The organism is Apibacter sp. B2912, assembly GCF_009827835.1.
GTDB lineage: Bacteria > Bacteroidota > Bacteroidia > Flavobacteriales > Weeksellaceae > Apibacter.
Genome location: NZ_WINV01000001.1, coordinates 22,185 through 47,900, shown reverse-complemented (window position 1 = coordinate 47,900; position 25,716 = coordinate 22,185). Strand labels below are relative to the sequence as shown.

The window sequence follows — 25,716 nt, the reverse complement described above, 5'->3', positions numbered from 1 at the left end:
ATTTTCTTGATTAAGAAATCTATAAAAGATTTTTGTATGGTAATAGTTTATGAGAAAAAAATGTAAAATATTTTTTTTAAAATATAATATATTTAATTAAATATGTTATATTAGCATAAAAATATATAATATTAATAGTATGAAAAGAAATCTATTATTTATTTTGGCGTTCATGTTTGTAAGTGCCAATATGCCGGCTAAAAAATTAATTCTGGATAAAAAAGATTACAATGTAAATAACAATGTGGTCTCATTTATTTCAAAATATAACCCAAGAGATGTCTATGGATTATTAAATTTTCTAATGCAATATTCTGAAGAAACAAAAAAATGGAATTATGAGATACTCGAGTTGACCTGGAAAGATATTTATAACACTTTAATGGGTAGACCCGAAGTTTTGATTGATAAATTATCTTCAAGGTTGAAATGGGAAAAGGAAGAGGGTCTTAATGTTTTAACTGAAATTGATTTTAATGGTTTTGAAGATAGGAAACTTGTCGGAAAATTTAGTGGTAGAAATTTTAGATATTTAAAAAAATTACATATTAATGACAATAAAATAGAATCCTTAGATCTAACAAAGAATATATTTCTTAAATATTTATATTGTTCAAATAATCAAATTAATACATTAGATCTATCTAAAAATATTAGTTTATATGAAATATATTGTAGAAATAACAATTTGTCTATATTAGATGTATCTAATAATATAAATTTAGTAAATCTGTTCTGTGAAGAAAATAAACTTACCCAATTAAACTTATCAAACTCAAAATATCTAAAATTTTTAGCATGTGATGCAAATCAATTAACAACTATAGATGTATCCGTTTGTTCATACTTGCAACATCTGTTATGTGCTAAAAACCTGCTTACTGAAATTGATGTATCAAAGAATTTTGAATTATATAGATTAGATTGTTACAATAATAGTATTTCAGCTTTAGATTTATCTAATAATTCAAAATTAGAAGTTTTATACGGTCATAATAATCAATTGACTAAATTAGATCTATCAAAGAATCCTAAATTGCATGTTTTAAATTGTTCCTATAATAAGCTAACGAGTCTTGATGTAGCAATGGATGTATTTCAATTATCTTGTTCTCATAATTTTTTGAAATTTTCAACTTTAAATATAAATAGTAAAAACTTAGTAAATGCTTATGTGGAACCTCAGGAAACAATACAAGGAGGGAGTAAAGGTTTTTATGAGATCATAGATTTATCTTCGGAATTCAAATCTAAAAATGGGATGCAAACATATTATTTATGGTATGATAAAGCAACCGGTTTGCCGGTAACTATGTATGCATATAAAGGGCGATTTATAGCAGGTACGAAAAATGCTGGAAAAACATTGATTTGTAAGATGAGAGGTGGTTCCATATTCTTATATTTTAAATTAGAATATGAAGTAACTATACAAAAAATTTTACCTTTTTCTGCCAAAAGTTTAACAACCTTCATACCGGAAAATTTTAAACTCATAGGAGGGCAAGAAAATGAAACAGAATCGATACAACTATTTCCTAATCCGGTAATAGATATATTAAAAATAAGTACAGCAGCAAAAGTAACATCAGCAAGTGTTTACAATTATGCAGGAAAAGAAGTTAAAAGATATCCAAAGGTAATAAATAACGAATTGGATTTACAAGATTTACCTGCAGGAATTTATATCGTGAATATAGATACCGAAATAGGAAGACTATCCAAAAAAATTATAAAAAAATAAGTTAAACAAAAATAAAGTAAAAAACCTGCTATTTAGCAGGTTTTTTTTATAAGAAAAATAATGGGTTAGATGTTGAAAACTATAAAATTTTTTAATTAAAAATAGAATTATTTAAAATAATTTATAAAATAAATAATTAACTATTTATTTTTAAATAAGGTTAAAATAAAAATAAATATATTAAATTAGCATATGTAAATAATAAAAAATAAAAAAATGTTATGAAAAAAAATCTACTTTTTATTTTATTGTGGTGTTTTACAGCAACACCACTGTTGGCAACAATAGATATTTCCAAACAAGAAAATTACTTGAGAGAACATTTTGTAGCATCCACTACCACTAATTATGACGCGATGGATGTATATGGAATATTGAATTTTTTTATGCAATATTCGGAAAGTGAAAAAAAATGGAATTATGAACTGGCGGGGTTAACCTGGGAAGAAATGGCTAAGGCTATTAATGAAAATCCGGAGGTTATTTTTACAAAATTATCCTGGATATTTGGTTGGAAAGCTAGCAATAATATTAAAGTTTTAACTAAATTAAATTTAAGTTCCAGGAAATTTAATGGAGTTTTTGATGGAAGATATTTTAAGAACTTAGAATATTTAAATTGTTATGACAATCGATTGAAAGCTATAGATTTATCTAAAAATGTTAATCTAACAGAATTAAATTGTTCCATGAATCCATTAAAAACTATAGATGTATCTAAAAATGTTAATTTAACTAATTTACGATGTTATTGGAATCAATTGACAACCTTGAATGTATCAAATAATGTTAATTTGAAGTATTTAGAATGTATTTTGAATGAATTAACCACATTGGATGTATCAAAAAATGTTAATTTAACAAATTTAAGTTGTGATAACAATCAATTAGCAACTTTGGATGTGTCTAAAAATGTTAATTTGAAAGAATTATATTGTAGTCGCAATAAACTAAAAGCATTGGATATGTCTAAAAATGTTAATTTAATATATTTAGGTTGTGATTACAATCAATTAATCACCTTGGATGTGTCTAAAAATGTTAATTTGAATGCTTTATGGTGTTTTTCGAATCAATTAACCACCTTGGATGTGTCTAAAAGTGTTAATTTAACAAATTTAAATTGTTATAACAATCAATTAACCACCTTGGATGTGTCTAAAAATATTAATTTAATAACATTATATTGTTATTCCAATAAACTAAAAGTATTTGATATGTCTAAAAATGTAAATTTAATACATTTAGGTTGTGATTACAATCAATTAACAAATTTAGATGTCTCTAAAAATATTAATTTAACATACTTAAATTGTAGTAATAATAAGATAGCTCAATTGTTAATTCCGAAAATAAATAAGATAAGTGAATTAAATGGAATTAATAATAATTTAAAATTATCCACTTTAAAAGGAAATTTTCTTACAATTAAATCTTTAAAATTAAACCCACAAGCAACGCTTCAAGGAGGAGATAAAGGAATTTTTGAAGTGTTAAATTTATCTTCAGAATATAATATTGATGGAAAATATACTACCTATACCTGGTATGATAAAACAACTCAACAAGAAGTCGGCGTCTATGCGCTAAAAGGTAAATTTTATGCCGGTCCGGAAAATGCAGGCAAAACTTTGATCTGTAAGATGAAAAATGAATTATTTCCAAACTTTGTTTTAGAATATGAAGTAACGATAAAAAATACCGTATCATTTGCATCAAGAAATATAAATGAAAATATATCGGAAGGATTTGTATGGGTAGGTCCTCAAAAAAATGAAACAGAATCGATACAACTATTTCCTAATCCGGTAATAGATATATTAAAAATAAATACTACAGCAAATGTAACATCGGCAAGTGTTTACAATTATGCAGGTAAAGAAGTTAAAAGATATCCAAGGGTAATAAATAATGAATTGGATTTACAAGATTTACCTGCGGGAATTTATATCGTGAATCTTATAACCGATCAAGGTATAGTAACAAAGAAAATCATAAAAAAATAAATTAGAAAAGTGTAAAAAAACCTGCATAAAGTGCAGGTTTTTTTATTTATAAGTTGGTAAAATTAGATATTAAAAAAACACTTCATTAAAGACCGATTTAAAATAAAGTTTATAGTTCAATTGCTTATATAATTCCCTGCTTATTACGTATGTTTTTTTGCTAAAAATTAGCTGTGCCATATTCTATAGATAATCATGGAAATAATTGATTCTCAAAAATTAAACGGGATCCATGTTAGAATCTACAAATAAAAAATATTTTATTTTTAATAACTAATTTTTTAAATAATTATTGATATATTAGCATATTAAAATTTATAAAATAATAATATTATGAAAAAAAATTTATTTTTTATGTTGTTATGTGCCTTATTAAGCGTAACAATGCTGGCTAAAGATCCTGTTTTGGAAAAAAGACATTATTTAGTAAGTAATTTTGATGTTTCAAAAATCTCTGTTTATGATCCAAGGGATGTTTTAGGAATTTTGAATTTTTTAATGCAATATTCTGAAGAGGATAACAAATGGAATTATGAACAGTTAGGGTTGACCTGGAAAGATATGGTTGATGCCATAAATGGTAAACCTCACTCCATTCTCTTAAAATTTTTTAACAGATTTGGGTGGGAAGACAAAAATGGTATTAAAGTTTTGACTTTTTTAGATTTAAGTAATTACAGACATTTAATTGGAACTAAATTTTACGGAGAATTTGATGGGAAATACTTTAGAAATTTAAAAGAATTATCTATAAACTCAACACAATTAACCTCAATTGATTTATCTAAAAATTTAAAGTTAACAAGATTAGTTTTTAAAGAAAATTATTCAGCTTCATTAGATGTATCTAAGAATATTAACTTAAAATTTTTAGATTGTAGCGAAAATTCATTAAATAATTTGGACTTGTCAAAAAATGTTAATTTAGTAAGTTTGAATTGTTCTAATAATCAATTTACCACTTTAGATTTATCAAAAAATGTGGAATTAGTAAGTTTGTATTGTTCTAATAATCAACTTACCACTTTAGATTTATCAAAAAATGCGGAATTAGAACAATTAGAATGTTCTAATAATAAATTAACATCGTTGGATTTATCAAATAATCTTAAATTAAATAGATTAAATTGTTTTGAAAATAAACTAATTACTTTAGATGTATCGAATAAAAAACTTAAATATTTAGATTGTTCTAAAAATGAACTTAAAAATTTAAATGTATCCAATGCTATTTCTTTGGAAAAATTATATTGTTATGAAAATAAGCTAGCTACATTAGACGTACTCAATAATACTGAGCTGGTAGACTTATATTGTTATGATAATAAGCTTACTTCTTTAAATACATCTAAAAATAGTAAATTAAGTGATCTCGTTTGTGCGTATAATCAATTAAGCTCGTTAGACATTACGGCTAATAAATTATTTATATTAGTTGCATATGATAATCAATTTAAAATTTCAACCCTTAAAGGTGATTACGCTAAAGTAGCAATTGTCGCATTTAATCCACAATCAACTCTACAGGGAGGTACAAAGGGTTACTTAGATATATTGGATCTTTCTTCTGAATATAATATTCGAGGAAAGAAAACAACCTATGTTTGGTATGATAAAGCCACCAAAAAAGAGGTAAAAGTGAATGGAAGTAGAGGTAAGTTTTATGCAAATCGAAAAAATGCAGGAAAAACATTGATTTGTGAAATGAAAAATGATTTAATTCCCGATCTAAATTTAAGGTACGAAGTAACCATAGCCAATTCAGCAAGATTTGTTGAAAATAATACGAATGCGTTTGCTATTGAAGAAATTAAATCAGAAAATCCTTCAAAAAATTTGGCTGAATCAGTTTTAATATATCCTAATCCGGTTGTTGATATTGTAAAGATCACATCACCTTTTAAAACTTTATCTATTGATGTGTATAATTATTCTGGAAAATTAGTAAAAACTTTTCCATCGCTTAAAAATAACGAAATAAATGTGCAAGACCTGGATCCCGGAATTTATATAGTAACACTTACAACCGATCAAGGTATAGTTACTAAAAAAATCATAAAAAAATAATTTACAAAAATGTAAAAAAACCTGCACTTGATGCAGGTTTTTTTATTTTGAAATATTATTTAAAACTATATAATAGATAACTTATACTATTGTTTAAAATCCTTTTTACTCAATGAATAAATTTAGAATTTACCGTTTTTATTTTTATGTTCAGCATTTGCAGGTATGGTTTCCACAATATCCCAATGTTCAGCAATTTTGCCATTTTCAATTCTGAATAAATCATAGAATGAAGTGGGTTTATTGGCCATAACGCCTTCAGAAACTACTAATACAAAATTTCCTTCTCCTAGAATTTTATGAATTTGAGTATATTTGAAAGTAAGTCCCATTTTATTCAATTTCTCTAAGCCGGCTTTTAATCCGTCTAACCCGTCACCAATGAGTGGGTGGTGTTGAATGTAATTATTTCCGTTAAAATAATTTTCCAAGTTGGAAGGATTTTTACCCATCAATACATCCGTTACAAAACCTTCGGCTACTGCTTTGTTTGCTTTCAATCCGGCCTCATCGGTTTCTTTGATAGTAGTATCACCATCTATCAATGTATGTCCGCTTGGATTTTTCGGTTTTTCAGCTTGTAAATTGTCCCAATGTTCTACAATTAATCCGTTTTCAAAACGGAAAATATCAAATCCAACGGTTGGAGTTTTATACCCATATTCCGTTTGGGCAACAACATAATCCCCGTCACTCAACATACGTACAATGTTAACACTCGGTTTAGAGGCTGATAAACTTTTCACAAGGGTCTTAAACCCTTCAACACCGTCAGCCGCTTCCAAATTGTGTTGAATATATTTATTCGGATTAATGTATTTCAACGGTTCTTCATTTCCTGTACTAAATGAAGAAAGTAACTCCCTAACTTTTTCTTTATTAGAAGGTTCTTTGTTTTCTGTGGCAGGATCTTCTACCTTTTCAGTGTTTGTTTGATCCGTAGCTTCAACGGGTTCATTTTTAGTTTGGTTGCAAGAAACTGCCAACAAAGCTATTCCGACAACCGCTACTAGATAACTTATTTTTTTCATATTATTAAAAATTTATTATTTATTATTCATCAATTCACTTATTGGTATTTTTAATTTATTATGTTTATAAAAACAGGCGTATTCAGTGTTTTTCAACTGTTGTAAGAATTTTATTCGTGTAAAGGTAAGTGTGGATTTTATGAGTGTAATGATAAAAAGTATGCCAAAGCTGATAAATTTAGGACAGGTGTTGTTTTTTAAAATCGATAGGGCTAATACCTACCCACTTTCTAAAAAATTTGCTGAAATTGGTGGGTTCGTCAAATCCCAGTTCAAATGAAATTTCCTTTATATTGAGTTCACTGTAAACCAAAAGTCTTTTTGCTTCTAATAAAATTCGTTCATCAATATATTCTTTGGGACTTTTACCGACAGTGTTTTTAAGAGCTTTTGATAAAGCTTTGGGCGATATACCCAAACTGGAGACATAATCATTTACTTTTCGCAGGATCTTGTAATTTTTTTCTACTGCGAGTGAAAACTCTAAAGTAACAGAATAACATGAAGAAGAAAGAATATTTAACGAATGACTAGTAATTTTATTTGAATAAATAAGAAAACTACTCAGTAAATGATGTAAAATATCGGGAATATAAGGATCTTGTTCAGGAGAATAGATTTTTTTCATCAATTCCCAAATTGAATCTAAATATTCATGCGTTTCAATAGGAATATTTTTGGTAAAAGGGTTGAAAAGCTCCGATTGCTTAATCAAGCGCCTTTCGTATTCATTGCGAATATAAAAATCATCGGTAAACAAAATAATTTCACCCGTATAGGCAGATTCCAAATCAAAAGATAAAACTTGATCTTTACCGATAAATAAAATTTGTCCTTCCCTGACTTCAATCGGACTAAAATCTACTTTTTGAATTGTTTTACCGCTTGTAACCCGTATAATTTGATAAAAATTTGTTCTATGCGGCTTACTGGTTATAGAACATGCCCTTTGATTCATCTGAGTCAAATTTTTTATTTCAAAACCAAAAGGTAAAAGTTCATTAAAGGTATAAGATATCAAAAGAAAATTTTATACAAAGATAAAAAAATCGAAGTCATATAAACAACGCATTATTTGATACACATTTTTATGATACTGTTTATGCTTTTGCATAAAAAATATTTCTGTTTCCAAAAACTAATTGATTATTTTTTATAATTTAAAAATCGTTTACGTAACCATTCTCGAATCGGCATATCATAAAATTTCATGGACAAATAAGCAACAATGATGGAAATTAAAACTACCAGCAATCCATATTGCCATGATTGCTCCAAGGAAAGTTGATGATTGGCAATATGAGCCATATAAATATTAATAAATGGAAAATGGGTAATATAAATAGGGTAGGAGATGTCTCCCAGAAATTTACATACTGTCATGGCTCTCGGATTTTTTATTTTTCCTCCTGCGCCCAACCATATAATCAGAGGAAAGAAAATCATTAAACATATGCATTCATACCAGCGATTCCATAGGTTATTTTCACCTCCTAAATGAGGTACGGATAAAAGTATGATCAACAAAAGAGCAGTTATCAAAAAAGCATGATTAATAAAACTAAGTTTTCCAATCCTCGCTAACAATAATCCGGCTAAAAAAGGAAAAGCCAAACGAGTAAAACCTATTCTTAACTGAATAGGGTCATCAATAGACCATCCCCCGATGATGTCACCTATAGGATTTGTAAACGCATATTGAATCGTAATTCCGGCAGCAACAAGTACTAAAATAAAAAGCATTAATTTGCTGATTCTTCGTAAAATAAGGGCATAAATGATATTGGCTATATATTCAAGAAATAGAGACCAGGCAGGGCCGTTCAGAGGATACATTTCATTCCAACCGCGAATGTCTAAGCCTTTTCCGACTGGAATTAAAAACATGCCGATAATCATCAATAGAACTAATTTCAAAAGAGAAACATCAGAAGTTGCCTTCCATCCCAATGCAGGAGCATCCTGGAAATAATATAATAAAGCCCCTAAAAGCATTCCGGCAATAATCATAGGATGAAGTCGAATGATACGGCGTTTAAAAAAATCTTTTAAAGTCATACTTCCCCAGCGATCATCGTATGCATATCCCAAGACAAATCCGGATAACATAAAGAAAAAATCTACAGCCAAATATCCATGATTTATAATTTGTAAGCTATGATCACCGCTCGTATAAATTTCAAGAACATGGAATAAAACAACCATTATAGCTGCAACTCCTCGTAAACCGTCAAGAATTATATAATGTGGCTTGGAAGCTTTTAAATCCGTTATATTTTTCATCATTGGAAGATATTGATTTCTTATTCGGATAACAAAAGTAAACTAATGATTAGTTGAACTATTGAAATATATTCTATTATTATTGTCTTATATTTGCATACAAATAATGCATAAAATTAGTAAGTGTATAAAAACATCAAATACATTCACTTGCCAACATTTGAAAATCACTCTTTTCGATTTGATCATGTAAAAATATATTGGAATGAACAGGTAACTTTCCATGAACAAAAAACTTGGGAATTATCCTACATAATAACCGGCAGTGGAACCAGAAAAATGGGGGATCGGCTCGAACCCTTTCAATGCAACGAAATCGTTCTTATCCCCCCTCATATCCCTCATTGTTGGCTTTTTGAAGAATCCGATTATAATGCAGAAGGTAAGATTGAGAACATTACCCTTACATTTTCTGATCGATTTCTTGATAATTGTAAATTAACTTTTAACGAATTGCACCCATACATCCAAAAAATACAAAATTATAAACAAGCAATATCATTTATAGGAGCTCATTTGGCTAAACTTCAAAACATTTTGAAACAGATGATTGATCAATCGGAAATTGAAAGGATTTCATCTTTCATTCAAATATTAACAATACTAGGTAATTCCGATCATAGAATATTAGCAGGTAACCGAATAGAGGAAGATAAACAAATCCTTCGGTTGCAAAAAATACAGCTTTATATAATGAACAATTATCAAAATACCATCACTTTAGAAGAAATGTCACAATTAGTAAATATGAACAAATCGTCATTTTGTATTTTCTTTAAAAAGATGATGGGTAAATCTTTAATGACTTACTTAAATGAATTTAGGGTGGAATCTTCCTGTCAAATGATTCAAAAAACCAATATGACCATTGCAGAAGTATGTTATTATTCAGGTTTCAAGGATGTGCCTTATTACAATAGAATTTTTAAGAAAATTAAAAATTGCACACCCAATGAATATCGAAAAAGATTTTTTCAAACGGGAAGGTAAGTAACTGTCGAAAGATTACACTATAAAAAAATTCCTTATCTAAGTGTGGAAAAATTTAAAATTACCTTAGAGGTGAAATACTAATATTAGTATATTTGCAAAGCTAAAAATAAACAACTTTTAAACTCACGTGGTGGAATTGGTAGACACGCCATCTTGAGGGGGTGGTGTCCATAGGATGTGCCGGTTCGAATCCGGTCGTGAGTACTTTTCTTCTAAATAATAAAATAAATTTAACCTCCTTTTTACAATAAATAGCTAAATAACTTAATTTTAATATCCCCATCCATAGCATAGTTTCAACAATTGTAAATAAGTATTAAATTTTATTATAAATTTACGTGAATAAAAATTTGACTTGAAAATGAACGAGGCCCAACTTTGGAGTAAAATTGAACAATTTTTCCAAGAGAAGTTTGCACATGAGGATATTCCCGATTTAAATACAATGATATTTTTAATTGGTTTGCAAGAATTAGGACTAGGATATAAAAAGTATAAAAAAGACGAAAAAATGAACCTGATACATATAGCTGTATGCAGGTTATTGGAACCTTTCGGATATTATAAACTCGATGGATATGATAAAGACAACTGGCCGCATTATAAATTAATTGAAAAGCTGCCCGATTTAAAGCCCAATGAGCAAACTTTGCTTATGAAAAAAGCGATCATCCAATATTTCATGGATGAAAAATTACTGGATATTTAAAATAAAAAAAGACAAACTTTCGTCTGTCTTTCTATTCAAAATTATATAAAGTATAAAATATATTAATTAGTTGGATTCAGCTTTTGCATCACGAATCATTTTTTCGTTAGCAGTAATAGAAAACTCAACTCTTCTATTTAAAGCTCTACCGGCTTCAGTGCTGTTATCTCCAATTGGATCCGCTTTACCAAAACCTTTAATGGTAAATCGGCTGGAGCTGATACCGTTACTGGATAAATAATTAGCAACACTTTTTGCTCTGTTTTCAGATAAGTTTAAATTATATTGATCTGCACCTTTTGCGTCAGTATATCCGAAAATACCAATATTAGTATCCGGGTATTGTTTAAAAACAGATACAATTTTATCTAAATTTTGTTGAGCAGTTGGAGTTAAAGTAGCTTTATCAAAATCAAAACGAATAGCATTTTCATTAAGTACAACTTTAATTCCTTCCCCTACACGTTCAACAGAAGCACCCGGTACACTTTCCTGTATTTGACGTGCTTGTTGATCCATTTTGTGTCCAATTAAACCTCCGGTGGTTCCACCCACGGCAGCACCGATAACGGCTCCTAAAGCAGCATTGTTTTTATTACCTACATTATTTCCAATTACAGCACCTAAAACACCTCCTGCAACAGCTCCTAATCCGGCACCTTTTTGGGTATCATTGGTGTTACAAGACATTAGAATGCTAACAGATAATAAGATTAAAGTTAATCTTTTAAATATTGATTTCATAATTATAATTATATAGTGTATTTCAAGTTATTTATTTTAATTTACCGGATGATAATTTACTGAAATGATAAGTAATAGTAACTCCGCTGATAACCTGACTTAATTTAAATTCATTTTCAGAAAGAATTTCATATAAATACGTAGTTCCTGTAGTTACTTTTCTAGCTTTATCACCTTCATTAAGCAATTTTAAAACAAGCATATTTTGTTTGTCGATATACCAAGTAAAGTTTTGAGTTAAAGCCGGACAAGTGTTACCTCCCTGCAAAGTAAAATTACCTCTATTATTATTAGCGATAAAATACCATACACTGTTTTTTAAACATTGAGCATCATATTCATCAAAAGCTTTAACCTTTACCATGTTTTCAGAATATGAAACGCGGTCAAGATTCCATGTACCTCTTACATCTCTTTGAGAAGATCTGTCAAGAGCAACAGAATTTGAAGAAGAGCAAGAATAAAAAATAAACATGCTCAAAATTCCTAAAATCATTAATTTTTTCATAAAAGAAATTTATTTTAATTTATAATTATCATTTAAAAAACGTAGTTAAATCAAACGATTAAAACGTTAGCTTTCCGCTTTCAGAGCCCTTTTTACACACTAAAGATTTCTTTTGTCCATTGACTATAAAATTTATAAAATTCTGTTGATCCGGAAATTTATCCAATAACAAAGAATTCTTTATAGTGATTGATGAAACCGAATTGATACCCGATACCTCATAATAAATCCAAACTACATTTCCATCCGGATTTTTAGAAGAAAAAGTAAAATTCACGGGAGTATCATCTATACTTATTTTAACGTTATTTTGAAGATATTTATTAAGTGCAATATCAAAATCGTTGGAATTTACTTTTTTACCAATGGTTTGTTCAATATGTTCAAGGTTAACTTTTGAAGAAACTTTTAATGTTTTGCTGCTGGAAACATATTCCACTTTAGTTATCGAAGTAAAAAAATCCGAAGAATAAAAATTATAGAAACCTAAACATATAAAAGATAAAACAAAAAAAAGAATAAACTTTTTCATTATAGGTTGAATTATATTATCACTCATTCTGCAACTGCAAACAAATTTAATGCCAAATAGTTTTAAAAATTTTGTTTAATACTGTATTTATTATAAAAAGCATGGATGTGTCCTACAGCTTCATCAGCAGTATCAACAAGTCGGAACAAACTAAAATCAATTTCCTTAATATAATTATCTTCAAGCATAGACTTTCGCATCCATTCCAATAATCCGGTCCAATAGTCCGTACCTACCAATACAATCGGGAATTTACTTGTTTTTTTTGTTTGAATTAAAGTTAACGCTTCAAACAGCTCATCCATGGTACCCAAACCGCCGGGCATAACAATAAAACCTTGCGAATATTTGAGAAACATAACTTTCCTGACAAAAAAATAATTGAAATTCATACTTAATTTATGATCAACATACGGATTACTTCCTGTTTCAAAAGGTAATTCAATATTTAAACCAATTGATTTTCCTCCCGCAGCCTGTGCTCCTTTATTTCCCGCTTCCATAATTCCGGGTCCTCCTCCCGTAATAATACCAAAACCTATTTTAGTAAGCTTATAAGAAATTTCTTCCGTTAATTGGTAATATTTATTTTCAGGATTAGTTCGAGCAGAACCGAATATGGATACACAAGGGCCTATTTTAGTCATTGTTTCAAAACCATTGGTAAACTCAGCCATAAGTTTGAAAAGCATCCAACTGTCTCGCGTTTTTATTTCATTCCAATTTTTTTGATTAAAATTCTGAGCTATAAACTCTTTATTTTCTGAATTATGCATTTTTTAATATTTTAGTAACATGTACAGCAAAATTACTGTTTATTACGATTTCTGCGTCATAAAATTGTTAATCATTTTATTAAAATTTTACTATTTTTACGAAGAAGTATCATTTTTTTTAGCAAAATATTTGAGATTTTTTAAAATAAGAAAATAATATATCAATTTCTTGAAAAAAAAGGGTAGAAAATAAAAAAGGAAACTTAGGGAATGTAACCGTATATTATGCTATTTTTGTACGTATAATTAAGATAAAATTTGAGTATGGAAAACAACAGATACGAATTAAATAAAAATTTAGCGCAAATGTTGAAAGGAGGAGTCATTATGGATGTTTCCACTCCGGAACAAGCAGAAATAGCTGAAGCAGCAGGAGCTGTTGCAGTAATGGCCTTGGAGAGGATTCCAGCTGATATACGCGCTGTAGGAGGTGTTTCGCGGATGAGTGATCCCAAAATGATTAAAGGAATACAATCGGCAGTAAGTATACCGGTTATGGCTAAAATCAGAATCGGACATTTTGTGGAAGCACAAATACTGGAAGCCTTAGAAATCGATTATATTGATGAAAGCGAAGTTTTAACACCCGCCGATGATACCTATCATGTAAATAAAACCAAATTTAAAGTTCCTTTTGTATGCGGGGCTAAGAATTTAGGTGAAGCCCTGCGAAGAATCCAAGAAGGGGCATCCATGATTCGCTCCAAAGGTGAACCGGGAACCGGTGATGTAGTTCAAGCCGTAAGACATTTACGCGCAATGAATGAAGCCATACGTAAGATACAAGGTATGCAGGAAGATGAACTTTTCAATGAGGCAAAGGATCTTCGAGTGCCTTATGAATTAGTAAAATACGTACACGAAAACGGAAAATTACCGGTAGTTAATTTTGCGGCCGGAGGTGTGGCAACTCCTGCCGATGCGGCATTAATGATGCAATTGGGAGCAGAAGGAGTTTTTGTTGGATCAGGTATTTTCAAATCCGGTGATCCGATAAAGAGAGCTCAGGCCATTGTTAAAGCAGTTACTAATTTTAACGATCCTACTATTTTATTGGAAGTATCTGAAGACTTAGGAGAAGCGATGGTTGGAATAAATGAAGCAGAAATTGAATTACTAATGGCAGAAAGAGGAAAATAATTTTTTTATAAAACAAATGAATATAAGGTCATTTGAAAAGTGTAAACTTTCCAAATGACTTTTTTAATTCTAAATATAATAGTATGAAAATAGGGGTATTAGCAGTACAAGGAGCATTTATAGAGCATATTCGAAAACTACAAGAATTGAAGGTAGAAACCTTTGAAATAAGACAAAAAAAAGACATGGATCAATCTATGGATGGATTAATCATTCCGGGAGGGGAGAGTACTGCCATAGGTAAACTTTTGAGAGATTTAGACTTACTCGAGATAATCAGAAACAAAATACAAACAGGATTACCGGTATTCGGTACGTGTGCCGGATTAATTTTACTGGCTAAACGGGTAGAAGAAAGTACGGTACATCTGGGAGTTATGGATATTACCGCAAAAAGAAATGCATATGGTCGGCAGTTAGGCAGCTTTTCAATTGAAGAAAATTTTGAAGGAATCGGTTCTATTCCCATGACATTTATACGAGCGCCCTATATAACCGAAGTAGGAGAAAATGTTAAAATTTTATCCCGTGTGAACGGTCACATAGTTGCAGCTCAAGAAAAAAACATGCTAGTTACTTCTTTTCATCCGGAATTAACGGAGTCTGCTAAAGTTCATCACTATTTTATAGAAGAATTATGTAACAAGAAATGATAAATTAATCTTATGGCTAAAGATTGATCAATAATCCTAAGAATTAAATTAAGATAACTAATAACTAATACATAAGAAAATTCTTATCTTGTCTGTCTTAAAATGAATATCCAACTATGGACACTTCGAAAACTATAAATTATTCAGGAATTTTTCTAACCTATTATGCCAATAACAATACTAGTTGTGTACATTCCGCTCAAGACCACTGTTTGATCTATATATATTCAGGGAAATTAATCATTGAAGAAAAAGGAAAAAAAGAAAAAGTATTAAAAGCAGGAACTTGTGCATTTGTACGGAGAAATCATAATATAAAAATGACTAAATTTTATTCCGGCGATCAGCAATATAAAGGAATAACCATGACATTGAAACGTTCGTTTTTAAGAGATTTTTATTATAAAAAGGTAAGTAAAGAGAAACCCGAAGAGGTTAGTCTTCCCAAAGAAAATGTTTTTACTTTACCTTTACGTCCTGAAATTATAAGTCTTTTTCAATCTTTAAATCCCTATTTCGACACAACGCTTCAACCTTCTGATGAAATCATTAAATTAAAAGAACAAGAAGCCGTACTAGCATTATTAAACATCAATAAGAATTTTTATTCGATACTATTTGATTTTACAGAACCTTGGAAAATCGATATTCTAGATTTTCTCAATGAAAATTATATGTATGACCTTTCCATGAATGAAATAGCTGCTTATACCGGAAGAAGTTTAGCAACTTTCAAACGAGACTTTGCAAAAATCAGCGATATACCTCCCCAAAAATGGTTAATACGTAAACGACTCGAAGTTGCCTTTGAAATGCTGAAAGACAGAAAAAAGTGGAAAGTAAAAGATGTTTGTTGGGAAGTAGGTTTTAAAAACATATCTCATTTTTATACAGCTTTTAAAAAATTATACGGATTTTCTCCTTCGGAAGAACTGTGACCGTTCCTCAGAACAAAAAAAATTGATCTTCCCGACAAAAGCCCAATATTGAACTGGCATTAACTTTGTTTATAAATGACTATAAACTTAAAAAATCTTAATTTAAAAAGTTATGAAAGAAAAAGTAATAGTTGTGATGGGTGCTTCCAGTGGAATTGGTGAAGCTACCGTAAGGAAAATTGCCGAAAGGGGAGCTAAATTGGTTATTTCTGCCAGAAGAGAAGAAAAATTAAAAGCAATTAAAGATTCTCTTCCAAATGCTCAAATTGAGTATAAAGTAGCCGATGTTGCCAAATTCGAAGAAGTGAAAGCGGTAGTAGATTTAGCTATAAGCAAGTTTGGAAAAATAGATGTTATCTACAATAATGCCGGAACTATGCCTTCATCCTATCTTATAGATTGTAAACTTCAAGATTGGCATGATATGCTGCATGTAAATGTATTGGGCGTTTTACATGGAATAGCCGCGGTTCTTCCTCATTTTGTAAAACAAAAATCCGGTCATATCATCACTACCGATTCCGTTGCAGGACATTATGTATATCCGGGGTCTGTAGTATATTGTGCTACTAAATCAGCCATCCGTGCTGTAATGGAAGGGCTACGTCAAGAGCAGAGAGAAAATAACATAAAATCTTCCATGGTTTCTCCGGGTGCTGTTCGTACAGATCTGTACAAAACAATGAAAGATGAAAAATTATTAGAAGATCAACGTAAAATGCAGGATACAGAGGGTTACGGTTTGAATCCGGAAGATATTGCAGAAGCAGTAGTTTATGCGATAAATACTCCACAACATGTATCTGTAAGTGAAGTTATTGTTCGTCCTACTAAGCAATCTCTCTAATTTATTGTAATAAAAAATTACATAGAAAATATAAAAATTTAATTTTTAAACTATTTATCCGACAAAAGATTTTAGTTTATTGCAAATTTTCTAAAATTTAAATAAAAATTATTTTTTAGTTAATCATTTGTCGGATAATTAGTTCTATATAAAAGAATTATAGTAGTTCATTATCCAAATTAAAACCTACTAATTTCTACACGGTGTATGAAGTACGAGCATGTTTGATTTTCAGCGAATAAGCCAATAAATTAATATTTACACAAAATAACTAGTTAACAAATGAATAATTCAGAAATACCTAAAATCAGTGAATTTCCAATTGGAAATGAAAATAAAGAATATCAACAATATTTTTCCGGAAAATCATGGCTGCAACCTCTTACCAACCATAAGGAATTAAATGTTCCCTTATTCAACGTTACATTTGAACCCGGTTGTAGAAACAATTGGCATACGCACTCCGGGGGTCAAATACTAATTGCTGTAGGTGGTGTTGGATTATATCAGGAAGAAGGCAAAAAAGCCATACGTATGAAACCGGGAGATGTTATTGAAATAGACTCTAATGTTAAGCATTGGCACGGTGCAGCTCCTGATGAATGGTTTTCTCATTTAGCTATTACCTGTAATCCTCAAACCAATGAAAATACTTGGTTGAAGCCGGTATCAGACGAAGATTATCATATGGCCTCTGAACAAGCAGTTAATCTGAAATAAATAAATAATAACCTTTATATAGATAGTAAGTTAAAATCACATTCAAATGGATTATATTAAATTAAATAACGGAAATGAAATGCCAATCTTAGGGTTTGGAGTTTATCAAATACCCCCTCAAGATTGCGAACGAGTAGTTTCAGAAGCCATAGAGGTGGGGTATCGCTCCATAGATACAGCACAAGCCTATTATAATGAGGAAGAAGTGGGTAAGGCGGTAAAATCCAGTAATATAGATCGCTCTAAATTTTTTATAACCACAAAAATTTGGGTTTCAAATGCAGGATATGAAAGAGCAAAAAAATCTTTTGAAGAATCATTGAAAAAATTGCAAACCGAATATGTGGACCTTTTGTTAATACATCAACCTTTTGGAGATTATTACGGTACGTATCGAGCCCTGGAAGAAATGTACAAATCGGGAAAAGCAAAAGCTATCGGAGTGAGTAATTTTTATCCGGATAGATTGGTAGACCTTTGCGAACATGTAGAAATAAAACCGGCAGTAAATCAGGTTGAAACCCATATTTTCAATCAACAGAAAATAGCTAAAGAAGTAATGAAAGAATACGGCACTCAAATTGAATCCTGGGGTCCGTTCGCAGAAGGAAAAAATAATTTCTTTACGAATGAAACTTTAGTTTCTATAAGTAAAAAATACAATAAAACACCCGCTCAAATTGCACTCAGATTTTTAATACAACAACAGGTAATTGTAATTCCAAAATCTACACATAAAGAACGCATGATTGAAAATTTTAATGTTTTTGATTTTAAACTTTCAGAGGAAGATATCCATTCGTTAGAATCTTTAGATCAAGAAAAATCCTTGTTCTTTTCACATAACGACCATGAAACCGTACGATTCATTTTAGATTTTAAAAAGAAACATCATCTATCCTAAGAACTTAAGACAATTGATAAGTAAAAATCAATCATATGAATAGAATAGAGATTTGTAAAGATAACTTTAAAAAGCTGTTTAAAGGAAATGCCTTAAATGGAGAAGGTAATGATCCCGAATTGATGGAAATTCTTCAAAAATTCATTTTTGGTCAAGTTTTTACGGTTGGAAAATTAAATATAAAAACCCGAGAATTGATAACTTGTGTAGTTCTTGCCTCGTTGCAGCAACTGCCTCAATTAAAATCTCATGTACATGCCGCATTGAACGTTCAGGTAACACCGATAGAAATAAGAGAAGCTATTTATCAATGTGCCCCGATTATTGGTTTTCCAAAAACTCTAAATGCTATTGCCAGTATGAATGAAGCTTTTACCGAAAATAATATCTCTCTCCCTTTAGAAAAACAAAGTGCCGTACAAGAGGAAACCAGATTCGAAGAAGGACAAAAAATTCAGATTCCTCTATATGGAAATCATATGAAAGAGTTAATGTCTGCTTTGCCGGATGGTATGGGTGAAGAGGTTGCCAAATTTCTTACTGAAGTTTATTTTGGAGATTTTTATACAAGAAAAGGACTTGACCTTGCCATACGTGAGTTATTAAGTTATTGCGTGTTAGTTTCACTGGGAGCGGAAGATCAACTTACTTCTCATTACTTTGCAAATCTTAAACAAGGCAATAATAAAGAACTGATTGTAGCAGCTATCATTCAGACATTGCCTTATATTGGATTTCCGCTTGCAATTAATGCATTGAAAATCATCAGGGATTTGCCTGAGAAATGGCAATAATATCTTTTTTTAAAGATCTTTAAAAGCTTATTAAAAACGATTAAATAAAATTGAAATTCCGGCATTTTTGCTTACATCTTAGAAAGGTTATAGTCAATCAATAGTAATTAATAGTTAAAATGCCGAATAATGTTCAATAAAGATAAATTAAGTTGCATGATGAATCTATTAATATAATCCCCTGTTTTCTCACCTGTTTTTTCATAAAAAATTATTTCCGATTTTTTTAGATAATTAGTCTTTGATTTACAAATAATGGTCGATTCTATCATTAAAATATACTACATTTGTTAAGTAAATATGATAAAGAATACAAGTACAGCTAAGTTTTCTTAACTAAAAACTTTAAAATAATTGTAGTTGTTCCATCATTTGATTTTCCAATAGGAAACTAAAAAAAAGAATAGATTGTTGAAACTAAACAACAACGATGTATCAATTTTACTATTGTAAATTAATATAACGGATTCTTACCTATCATCTGATGAATTGATTTAATAAGTTATCCGTAAATAATGTTGGAAAAAAGAAATAGATAATTTAATACTAAGATATTATGCTAAAAGCAGGTTTAGTCGGAGCCGGACATTTAGGAAAAATACATTTAAAATTATTACAACAATCTGAAAAATATAATCTAATTGGTTTTTACGATAGTGATGAAGAAAACGGGAAAAAATTAGAGAAAAAATTTGGATATAAATTTTTTACAAATTTTGATGAATTATTACATCAGATTGATTTATTGGATATAGTAACACCCACTTTTGCACATTTTGAATATGCTAAAAAAGCCATACAAGCAGGTAAGCATTTTTTTATTGAAAAGCCTATCGCGGGTACATTACAAGAAGCTGATGAAATAATTCGTTTAGCCCAAGAACATAACGTGCAGGGGCAAGTTGGACACGTGGAACGTTTTAATCCAGCTTTCACAGCGGCTAAACCCTATATAGTAAATCCCATGTTTTTGGAGATACATCGCTTGGCAGAGTTTAATCCGAGGGGGACAGATGTTCCGGTAGTATTAGACTTAATGATCCATGACTTAGATATTGTTTTATCCATAGTTGAATCAAAAGTAAAAGAGATACATGCCAGTGGAGTAGCTGTGGTCAGCAATACTCCGGATATTGCCAATGCCCGGATTGAATTTGAAAATGGATGTGTAGCCAATGTTACAACCAGTAGAATTTCCATGAAAAATATGAGAAAAAGTAGGTTTTTCCAGAAAGATGCCTACATTTCAATAGATTTTTTAGAAAAAAAATCCGAAATCATAAGAATCAAGGAAGTACCGGAAAAAATACAACCTTTTGATATGATTATTGAAAATGCAGAAGGCGAAAAAAAACAAATTATATTTCAATATCCTGAAATTGAAAGCAATAATTCTATTTTGGATGAATTAGAATCTTTAGCCGATTCCATTGAAAATAAACAACCGATCAAGGTAACTTTAATGCAAGGTAGAGAGGCTTTACGTGTAGCTTTGGAAGTGATGAGACAAATAGAAGGTAAAAAATAGAATTAGAATTAATTTGAATGAAAAAATTTTGGGCATAGAAAAGGGAGGATTAAATTTTTTTTACATGATTAATTCTATATGCCAAAATTAATAGGTTATGAGTAATGAAACCATAGACCAAGAAGAGGAAGAAGTTTTTAAAGAGGATGCTCCGGATAACTATCTGGCATTTGCTATTATTTGTACTGTGGCTTGTTTTGCCCCGGTGGGTATATTTGCCTTATTTTATTCTTTACGGGTTAATCAATATTGGGAACAAAAAATGTATGATAAAGCAAGAAGATCATCCATCATTACACGCATTCTTTGCATTTGGACAATTATTGCGGGTATAGTCTTTTGGCTCGGTATCTTATCGGGGGCTATTTATAATATCTTTGGACAAAAATTCCAACATTGACATAAGCTAACTGTGAAATGCATGATTTTTGATTGATTATTCATTTTATTGTTAAAATCAGTATGAATACCACGTATATTAATTTAAAAAATTTATTATGGAAAGCTGCTTTCCTTTTTATAATAAGTTTGAGTTTTACGGCTTGTGGAGATAAAGCAAGCTTATCAGAAGATGTCGCTTTAAATTCAATTGAAGCCTATTTAAAATCCAATCCCATTTATGAAACAGTGGAGATAAACATAGGGGAAGTAAAATTTAGTCTTAAAAAAGATAAAAACGACCTTAAGGCCTATAAAGAATTAGAAGAGAAAGGATATGTAAACCTGAATTTGGTTAAACAAAAAAAGAAATTTCTCAGTAAAGACAGTGTCTTTACCTATGAAGTGAAGCTTACCGAAAAAGCTCGTCCTTTTGTGCTAAAACAAAAAAAAGAAACAGTTGAAGTAAAGTCTTTGGAATATCAATTAGGAGACAAAGAACAAGCTCGAATTGAATTGACCGGTAAAAAAACAGCTAAAGCTGTACTTACCCTTAAAAAGGTAGCAAATGACTTTTCCATATTGGGATATGATAAAAATCCTCATACCGATTTTATAGTAAAAACGTTTAATTTAAATTATAAAAAAGATAAAGGTTGGATAGTTACTAAAAGTAAATAACTTATATTTTCCTTTGGTAAGTTACAAAGCGGAAATCATACAGGTGTTTATCATCTTTTTGATGAAATTCATCAAAAGTTTTATTCCATTCTGAAAAGTCGATATCAGGAAAATAAGTATCGGCCTTATCTATTTGTGTATGTACTAACGTAAGTTCTAACGTATCGGCATATTTTAAAGCTTGTGAATAGATCGTTCCTCCTCCAATAATATACGGATTGGAATCTTTACTACGTGCAACTTCGATGGCTTCAGGTAAAGAAGAAAACAAATATACGTTATCCGGAACCTGGTAATCTGCTTTAGAAGATATTACCATATTTTGACGATTGGGAAGAGGCCGTCCTAACGATTCAAAAGTCTTCCTACCCATAAGGATCACATGATTTTGTGTGAGTGATTTAAATCTTTTTAAATCCAAGGGAAGATGCCAAAGTAATTGATTGTTATTTCCTATCGCGTTATTTTCATCTAGAGCTGCAATAATTGTCATGTAAATGGATGTTAAATGAAATTTAAATATATAAAAAAAAGAGTAAAGGTGAAATCTTTACTCTTTTTTCATGCAACTTTAAAAATGGTTGTTTATTTCATTTTATTCAATCCGTTGGTAATATAGTTTACTTGGTCTTTAAGACTTTTATTAAGAGGTGATGCATTCGAAGCCTGTTGTTTCATTTGTAAAGAACCTTGCATAATTTGAAGCATCACTTCACCAAAGCTGTATTTTTTAGCTTGCGGGTAAATTTTTAAAATAGAATCAACAACAGTTTGTGTTTCATTAGGATAATCTCCCATCATAATAGTTTGCAGACCTTCAAAATAAGTGTCTGCTTCCTCCTGCGACTCAGCCGAAAGCAGAAGATTCAGGAAATTTTTTGAAATAACGGATAATTTAGAATTATCTTTTGTTACAATTGCTGTTTTGGCAATAGCTAGGGATAAATCACTTCCCGGGTTTTTGTCATCTATTTTGGAAACCAACTCAGATGCCGCGTTTTTATCCACTTTTAAAACTCCGAGTATAGAGGCCGCTTTCACACTATAAGATGGACTATTAAAAGATTTTATAAATAAGTCCTTATATTTTGAAGCATCAATTGATGCTAACTGTTTAATAGCTTTAGCCTGAACTAAAGTCTTTGAGTCTGAAGTTGCAATTTTTTCCAGTACTGATGCCGACTTTTGCTTAACCGTTGGATTAGTTTCATCCAATTTTGAAATGGCAAATGTTCGCAATCCTTCAAATTTATCAGAAGAAGCCGCTTTCAATAATGTTTCCAACGCTTCAGTATTCGAAGTTTGAGCATCCGCTAATTTACTTACAGCTTCTTTTCTTGAACTGTATTCAGGAGCATATTTATATTGAATTATATATTGTTCTGTAGTTTTATCGTCATTAAATTCGCAAAGTAGAATTTTATCAGGATTTATATTTATCAATTGAGGTTTAGATTTATAAGGAAGCTCAAAAGAATTAGTTTCGGCAGCTTTTGCCCAAACATGATGCCTGGTAGGTTTTCCGTTTTCATAAACATCAATATCCAGAGGAAACTGAAATTTCTGTTCTTGACTTTGAGTTAATGTTACAGTTACGGTTTTTTTAGCTTCATTGTACGCATAGGCTGCTTTTAACTTAGGATGTCCATTGCCAAAAAACCATTGGTTGAAAAACCAGTTGAGATCTTTCCCACTAACTTCTTCCCATGCCAAACGAAGTTGGTGGGCTTCGGTTGCCTTGTATTCATTGGTTTTAAGATATAAGCTCATACCGGCAAAAAATGCATCATCGCCCAAATAATTTCTCAACATATGTAAAATTAATCCCCCTTTATTATAACTTACGGCATCCATCATATCTTCTCGATCTTTATATTTAAAGCGAATTAAATCCTTGTCAAAATTTTCACCACCGTACATATACCCGTCTCTTTCATTATCCCTGTGTTCTTCCGCATAATCTTTTCCGTATTTATGTTCCAGCCATAAATATTCCGAATAATTCGCAAAGGATTCATTTACCGGAAGGTTAGACCAACTTTCCGTAGTTGCCAAATCTCCAAACCAATGATGAAATAATTCGTGGGCAATAACCGGTTCCCAGATGTTTTTATCTACAAGCTGTCCGGGTTTTTGTAAGGCACTTTCCTCATGAAGCGTACAAGTGGTGTTTTCCATTGCACCGCTTATATAATCTCTTGCCACCATTTGACTGTATTTTTCCCACGGATACGGATATTGTAACAGGGTTGAAAAATATTCAATCATCGAAGGAGTATCTCCAAAAATTTGCTTTGCATAGGGCTCATATTCCTTATCCACATAATAGTCTACCGATATATTTTTCCATTTGTCTTTAACAATAGAAAATTCTCCAATACCCATAAAAAATAAATAAGGGGCATGTTTTTTATCGAATTTCCAATAATCGGTACGAGTACCGTCATTATTTTTGGTTTGATTTTTTAAAGTTCCATTGGATAAAGTCACGTATTTATCAGGAACCGTAATATATATTTCTTCTGAAGTTTTCTGATTGGGTTTATCTATAGTTGGAAACCAACAACTGTTGGATTCAGTTTCACCTTGTGTCCAAATTTGAGTGGGCTTGTCTTTGTTTTCTCCTCGCGGATTAATAAAATACAGACCTCTGGCATCATGAATTGCTTCACTTCCTTTTTGTTTAATAGAACCTGGGATGGCTATGTATTTGATGTAGACCGTGTAATTTTCGTTTTTAGTGTAACTTTTGTCTAATTTTATTTTTAACTGATCGTTAGTATACGTATACTTTAACGCTTTAGTTCCATTTAAAGTTAGCGAGGAAATTTCCATACCCTTTGCATCTAAAGTCAAAGAGTCGGTAGGGTAGAAGTGAGGTTTTAAAGTTATCCAGGCTTCACCGAATAGCTTTTCGTTGGGAATGTCAAAACCTACTTTAAGCTTCGTATGAACTAAATCATTAACCATAGTAGCAGAAGGATGATACGTTGAATAATCCTGAGCTCTAGTATAACCAATGGTTAGAATGGAAATCAGAATAATAATACCTTTTTTCATTAAAATTTATTTAAATTAATTATATATTAAGAAAACATACAGTAAGAAAAATCTAAATTTTTATTAGAACCCTATGTTTATATCCCATTAAAGGAGTTTTATAAGTATGATAAAAAATACTATCGGCTAATTTAACTAATTATCTTAATAAGTTAAGTTAAGAAAGTATTAATACTTATCAATTAAGTACGTTGGTAAAATTTTATATGTTCTTAAAAAAAGTGAAGGTTGGAACTTTAAGATTTTCTACAATAACTACTAACCACTTGTTAATTTTTAAATAAAGATCCCTCATAATCTTACTTCTTAAAAATTAAAAAGTTTGTATAGATGCTTGTTATAGTTAAAAAGTAAGATAAAAAGACTAGATAAATTTAATTTTAGTAAAAAAAGTTTGTGAACAATCTTTAGTTAGTTCAGAAAGAATTTTGTTTTGACTGTAATTTAATTCATGACGTAAAGCAGACGAGTCCAGTTGTATGTATAAAGTTTCATTGTCTATAAAAATTCGTTGAGTATGCTTAGCGATAGGGTTACCCATCATCGTTCTCCATTTTTCTTCCATTTCAAGAATAAGAAGTTTTTCTTCCATTCCTAATTTTTTTATGAGGTTTTTAATGGCAGAATTGCTCGTTTGCTCTTTTCTTCTAAGACTCATATATAGGATTGTTAGTTAGAAA

25 protein-coding genes and 1 tRNA gene are annotated in these 25,716 nt (G+C 30.3%); 16 read left to right on the top strand and 10 right to left on the bottom strand.

Annotation, left to right across the window (positions count from 1 at the left end; genetic code table 11):
• The first annotated feature begins 139 nt into the window (after positions 1 to 139).
• From GFV01_RS00215 to GFV01_RS00205, 3 genes are all read left to right on the top strand, one after another.
• A complete protein-coding gene (locus GFV01_RS00215; protein ID WP_160563948.1) occupies positions 140 to 1,744 on the top strand; it encodes a T9SS type A sorting domain-containing protein in 1,605 nt (534 codons plus the stop codon).
• Between the two features lie 221 nt (positions 1,745 to 1,965).
• Entirely contained in the window at positions 1,966 to 3,750 is a 1,785-nt protein-coding gene (locus GFV01_RS00210) for a leucine-rich repeat domain-containing protein (protein ID WP_160563946.1), read from the top strand.
• A gap of 333 nt (positions 3,751 to 4,083) precedes the next feature.
• Complete coding sequence (locus GFV01_RS00205) at positions 4,084 to 5,817, top strand: T9SS type A sorting domain-containing protein (protein WP_160563944.1); 1,734 nt, start codon at positions 4,084 to 4,086, stop codon at positions 5,815 to 5,817.
• 122 nt (positions 5,818 to 5,939) lie between these two features.
• Here GFV01_RS00205 and GFV01_RS00200 read toward each other — a convergent pair whose 3' ends face one another.
• The 3 genes from GFV01_RS00200 to GFV01_RS00190 all read right to left on the bottom strand — a co-directional run bounded on the left by GFV01_RS00200 (position 5,940) and on the right by GFV01_RS00190 (position 9,134).
• Positions 5,940 to 6,848: a nuclear transport factor 2 family protein gene (locus tag GFV01_RS00200; protein WP_221411104.1), complete on the bottom strand. Its 909-nt coding sequence runs from the start codon at positions 6,846 to 6,848 to the stop codon at positions 5,940 to 5,942.
• Between the two features lie 178 nt (positions 6,849 to 7,026).
• Positions 7,027 to 7,869, bottom strand: coding sequence for an AraC family transcriptional regulator (locus GFV01_RS00195; protein WP_160563942.1), 843 nt, complete (start codon positions 7,867 to 7,869; stop codon positions 7,027 to 7,029).
• Between the two features lie 125 nt (positions 7,870 to 7,994).
• On the bottom strand, positions 7,995 to 9,134 hold the full coding sequence (locus GFV01_RS00190) for an acyltransferase family protein (RefSeq protein ID WP_370513717.1): 1,140 nt from the start codon (positions 9,132 to 9,134) through the stop codon (positions 7,995 to 7,997).
• Positions 9,135 to 9,281: 147 nt separating this feature from the next.
• Here GFV01_RS00190 and GFV01_RS00185 point away from each other — a divergent pair, with 147 nt between their 5' ends.
• The 3 genes from GFV01_RS00185 (at position 9,282) to GFV01_RS00175 (ending at position 10,833) form a co-directional block, all read left to right on the top strand.
• Positions 9,282 to 10,121: an AraC family transcriptional regulator gene (locus GFV01_RS00185; RefSeq protein ID WP_160563940.1), complete on the top strand. Its 840-nt coding sequence runs from the start codon at positions 9,282 to 9,284 to the stop codon at positions 10,119 to 10,121.
• A 124-nt stretch (positions 10,122 to 10,245) separates the two neighbouring features.
• Positions 10,246 to 10,328, top strand: a tRNA-Leu gene (locus tag GFV01_RS00180).
• A 157-nt stretch (positions 10,329 to 10,485) separates the two neighbouring features.
• Positions 10,486 to 10,833, top strand: a complete 348-nt coding sequence (locus tag GFV01_RS00175; RefSeq protein ID WP_160563938.1) for a hypothetical protein — start codon at positions 10,486 to 10,488, stop codon at positions 10,831 to 10,833.
• A gap of 66 nt (positions 10,834 to 10,899) precedes the next feature.
• Here the strand turns inward: GFV01_RS00175 and GFV01_RS00170 are convergent, their stop codons facing one another.
• From GFV01_RS00170 to GFV01_RS00155, 4 genes are all read right to left on the bottom strand, one after another.
• On the bottom strand, positions 10,900 to 11,577 hold the full coding sequence (locus GFV01_RS00170) for an OmpA family protein (RefSeq protein WP_160563936.1): 678 nt from the start codon (positions 11,575 to 11,577) through the stop codon (positions 10,900 to 10,902).
• 31 nt (positions 11,578 to 11,608) lie between these two features.
• On the bottom strand, positions 11,609 to 12,085 hold the full coding sequence (locus GFV01_RS00165) for a lipocalin family protein (protein WP_160563934.1): 477 nt from the start codon (positions 12,083 to 12,085) through the stop codon (positions 11,609 to 11,611).
• A 58-nt stretch (positions 12,086 to 12,143) separates the two neighbouring features.
• Positions 12,144 to 12,617, bottom strand: coding sequence for a DUF6702 family protein (locus GFV01_RS00160; protein ID WP_146105600.1), 474 nt, complete (start codon positions 12,615 to 12,617; stop codon positions 12,144 to 12,146).
• A gap of 62 nt (positions 12,618 to 12,679) precedes the next feature.
• Positions 12,680 to 13,393, bottom strand: a complete 714-nt coding sequence (locus GFV01_RS00155) for a TIGR00730 family Rossman fold protein (protein ID WP_160543341.1) — start codon at positions 13,391 to 13,393, stop codon at positions 12,680 to 12,682.
• A gap of 264 nt (positions 13,394 to 13,657) precedes the next feature.
• On the opposite strand from GFV01_RS00155, the gene pdxS reads away from it, so the two are divergent.
• The 10 genes from pdxS (at position 13,658) to GFV01_RS00105 (ending at position 21,976) form a co-directional block, all read left to right on the top strand.
• Positions 13,658 to 14,533: a pyridoxal 5'-phosphate synthase lyase subunit PdxS gene (gene pdxS, locus GFV01_RS00150; protein ID WP_160563932.1), complete on the top strand. Its 876-nt coding sequence runs from the start codon at positions 13,658 to 13,660 to the stop codon at positions 14,531 to 14,533.
• An 83-nt stretch (positions 14,534 to 14,616) separates the two neighbouring features.
• Positions 14,617 to 15,186 (top strand): pyridoxal 5'-phosphate synthase glutaminase subunit PdxT, encoded by a 570-nt coding sequence (gene pdxT, locus GFV01_RS00145; protein WP_160563930.1) that lies wholly within the window; start codon positions 14,617 to 14,619, stop codon positions 15,184 to 15,186.
• Positions 15,187 to 15,302: 116 nt separating this feature from the next.
• Positions 15,303 to 16,124, top strand: coding sequence for an AraC family transcriptional regulator (locus GFV01_RS00140; protein WP_160563928.1), 822 nt, complete (start codon positions 15,303 to 15,305; stop codon positions 16,122 to 16,124).
• A 112-nt stretch (positions 16,125 to 16,236) separates the two neighbouring features.
• The gene (locus GFV01_RS00135; RefSeq protein WP_160543345.1) at positions 16,237 to 16,971 is read left to right on the top strand and encodes an SDR family oxidoreductase; all 735 of its coding nucleotides are present in this window, start codon (positions 16,237 to 16,239) and stop codon (positions 16,969 to 16,971) included.
• 282 nt (positions 16,972 to 17,253) lie between these two features.
• A complete protein-coding gene (locus GFV01_RS00130; protein WP_160563926.1) occupies positions 17,254 to 17,691 on the top strand; it encodes a cupin domain-containing protein in 438 nt (145 codons plus the stop codon).
• A 46-nt stretch (positions 17,692 to 17,737) separates the two neighbouring features.
• The gene (locus tag GFV01_RS00125; RefSeq protein WP_160563924.1) at positions 17,738 to 18,595 is read left to right on the top strand and encodes an aldo/keto reductase; all 858 of its coding nucleotides are present in this window, start codon (positions 17,738 to 17,740) and stop codon (positions 18,593 to 18,595) included.
• Between the two features lie 35 nt (positions 18,596 to 18,630).
• Positions 18,631 to 19,389: a carboxymuconolactone decarboxylase family protein gene (locus GFV01_RS00120; RefSeq protein WP_160563922.1), complete on the top strand. Its 759-nt coding sequence runs from the start codon at positions 18,631 to 18,633 to the stop codon at positions 19,387 to 19,389.
• 556 nt (positions 19,390 to 19,945) lie between these two features.
• Positions 19,946 to 20,917, top strand: a complete 972-nt coding sequence (locus GFV01_RS00115) for a Gfo/Idh/MocA family protein (protein WP_160563920.1) — start codon at positions 19,946 to 19,948, stop codon at positions 20,915 to 20,917.
• A 97-nt stretch (positions 20,918 to 21,014) separates the two neighbouring features.
• Complete coding sequence (locus tag GFV01_RS00110; RefSeq protein WP_160563918.1) at positions 21,015 to 21,317, top strand: CD225/dispanin family protein; 303 nt, start codon at positions 21,015 to 21,017, stop codon at positions 21,315 to 21,317.
• Positions 21,318 to 21,379: 62 nt separating this feature from the next.
• Positions 21,380 to 21,976 (top strand): hypothetical protein, encoded by a 597-nt coding sequence (locus GFV01_RS00105; protein ID WP_105297885.1) that lies wholly within the window; start codon positions 21,380 to 21,382, stop codon positions 21,974 to 21,976.
• Position 21,977: 1 nt separating this feature from the next.
• Here GFV01_RS00105 and GFV01_RS00100 read toward each other — a convergent pair whose 3' ends face one another.
• The 3 genes from GFV01_RS00100 to GFV01_RS00090 all read right to left on the bottom strand — a co-directional run bounded on the left by GFV01_RS00100 (position 21,978) and on the right by GFV01_RS00090 (position 25,694).
• Positions 21,978 to 22,469: a dihydrofolate reductase gene (locus tag GFV01_RS00100; RefSeq protein ID WP_160563916.1), complete on the bottom strand. Its 492-nt coding sequence runs from the start codon at positions 22,467 to 22,469 to the stop codon at positions 21,978 to 21,980.
• Positions 22,470 to 22,561: 92 nt separating this feature from the next.
• The gene (locus tag GFV01_RS00095) at positions 22,562 to 25,036 is read right to left on the bottom strand and encodes a M1 family aminopeptidase (protein WP_160563914.1); all 2,475 of its coding nucleotides are present in this window, start codon (positions 25,034 to 25,036) and stop codon (positions 22,562 to 22,564) included.
• A gap of 364 nt (positions 25,037 to 25,400) precedes the next feature.
• The gene (locus GFV01_RS00090) at positions 25,401 to 25,694 is read right to left on the bottom strand and encodes a DUF721 domain-containing protein (RefSeq protein WP_160563912.1); all 294 of its coding nucleotides are present in this window, start codon (positions 25,692 to 25,694) and stop codon (positions 25,401 to 25,403) included.
• Positions 25,695 to 25,716: the final 22 nt, after the last annotated feature.

Excerpts from the sequence above, each read along its gene's own strand:
- GFV01_RS00120 (WP_160563922.1), top strand. The coding sequence starts at position 18,631 with ATGAATAGAATAGAGATTTGTAAAGATAACTTTAAAAAGCTGTTTAAA.
- GFV01_RS00115 (WP_160563920.1), top strand. The coding sequence starts at position 19,946 with ATGCTAAAAGCAGGTTTAGTCGGAGCCGGACATTTAGGAAAAATACAT.
- GFV01_RS00205 (WP_160563944.1), top strand. The coding sequence starts at position 4,084 with ATGAAAAAAAATTTATTTTTTATGTTGTTATGTGCCTTATTAAGCGTA.
- GFV01_RS00110 (WP_160563918.1), top strand. The coding sequence starts at position 21,015 with ATGAGTAATGAAACCATAGACCAAGAAGAGGAAGAAGTTTTTAAAGAG.
- GFV01_RS00130 (WP_160563926.1), top strand. The coding sequence starts at position 17,254 with ATGAATAATTCAGAAATACCTAAAATCAGTGAATTTCCAATTGGAAAT.
- GFV01_RS00155 (WP_160543341.1), bottom strand. The coding sequence starts at position 13,393 with ATGCATAATTCAGAAAATAAAGAGTTTATAGCTCAGAATTTTAATCAA.
- GFV01_RS00160 (WP_146105600.1), bottom strand. The coding sequence starts at position 12,617 with ATGAAAAAGTTTATTCTTTTTTTTGTTTTATCTTTTATATGTTTAGGT.
- GFV01_RS00090 (WP_160563912.1), bottom strand. The coding sequence starts at position 25,694 with ATGAGTCTTAGAAGAAAAGAGCAAACGAGCAATTCTGCCATTAAAAAC.
- GFV01_RS00105 (WP_105297885.1), top strand. The coding sequence starts at position 21,380 with ATGAATACCACGTATATTAATTTAAAAAATTTATTATGGAAAGCTGCT.
- GFV01_RS00140 (WP_160563928.1), top strand. The coding sequence starts at position 15,303 with ATGGACACTTCGAAAACTATAAATTATTCAGGAATTTTTCTAACCTAT.
- GFV01_RS00165 (WP_160563934.1), bottom strand. The coding sequence starts at position 12,085 with ATGAAAAAATTAATGATTTTAGGAATTTTGAGCATGTTTATTTTTTAT.
- GFV01_RS00175 (WP_160563938.1), top strand. The coding sequence starts at position 10,486 with ATGAACGAGGCCCAACTTTGGAGTAAAATTGAACAATTTTTCCAAGAG.
- GFV01_RS00210 (WP_160563946.1), top strand. The coding sequence starts at position 1,966 with ATGAAAAAAAATCTACTTTTTATTTTATTGTGGTGTTTTACAGCAACA.
- pdxT (WP_160563930.1), top strand. The coding sequence starts at position 14,617 with ATGAAAATAGGGGTATTAGCAGTACAAGGAGCATTTATAGAGCATATT.
- GFV01_RS00170 (WP_160563936.1), bottom strand. The coding sequence starts at position 11,577 with ATGAAATCAATATTTAAAAGATTAACTTTAATCTTATTATCTGTTAGC.
- pdxS (WP_160563932.1), top strand. The coding sequence starts at position 13,658 with ATGGAAAACAACAGATACGAATTAAATAAAAATTTAGCGCAAATGTTG.
- GFV01_RS00095 (WP_160563914.1), bottom strand. The coding sequence starts at position 25,036 with ATGAAAAAAGGTATTATTATTCTGATTTCCATTCTAACCATTGGTTAT.
- GFV01_RS00100 (WP_160563916.1), bottom strand. The coding sequence starts at position 22,469 with ATGACAATTATTGCAGCTCTAGATGAAAATAACGCGATAGGAAATAAC.
- GFV01_RS00135 (WP_160543345.1), top strand. The coding sequence starts at position 16,237 with ATGAAAGAAAAAGTAATAGTTGTGATGGGTGCTTCCAGTGGAATTGGT.
- GFV01_RS00215 (WP_160563948.1), top strand. The coding sequence starts at position 140 with ATGAAAAGAAATCTATTATTTATTTTGGCGTTCATGTTTGTAAGTGCC.
- GFV01_RS00200 (WP_221411104.1), bottom strand. The coding sequence starts at position 6,848 with ATGAAAAAAATAAGTTATCTAGTAGCGGTTGTCGGAATAGCTTTGTTG.
- GFV01_RS00190 (WP_370513717.1), bottom strand. The coding sequence starts at position 9,134 with ATGATGAAAAATATAACGGATTTAAAAGCTTCCAAGCCACATTATATA.
- GFV01_RS00125 (WP_160563924.1), top strand. The coding sequence starts at position 17,738 with ATGGATTATATTAAATTAAATAACGGAAATGAAATGCCAATCTTAGGG.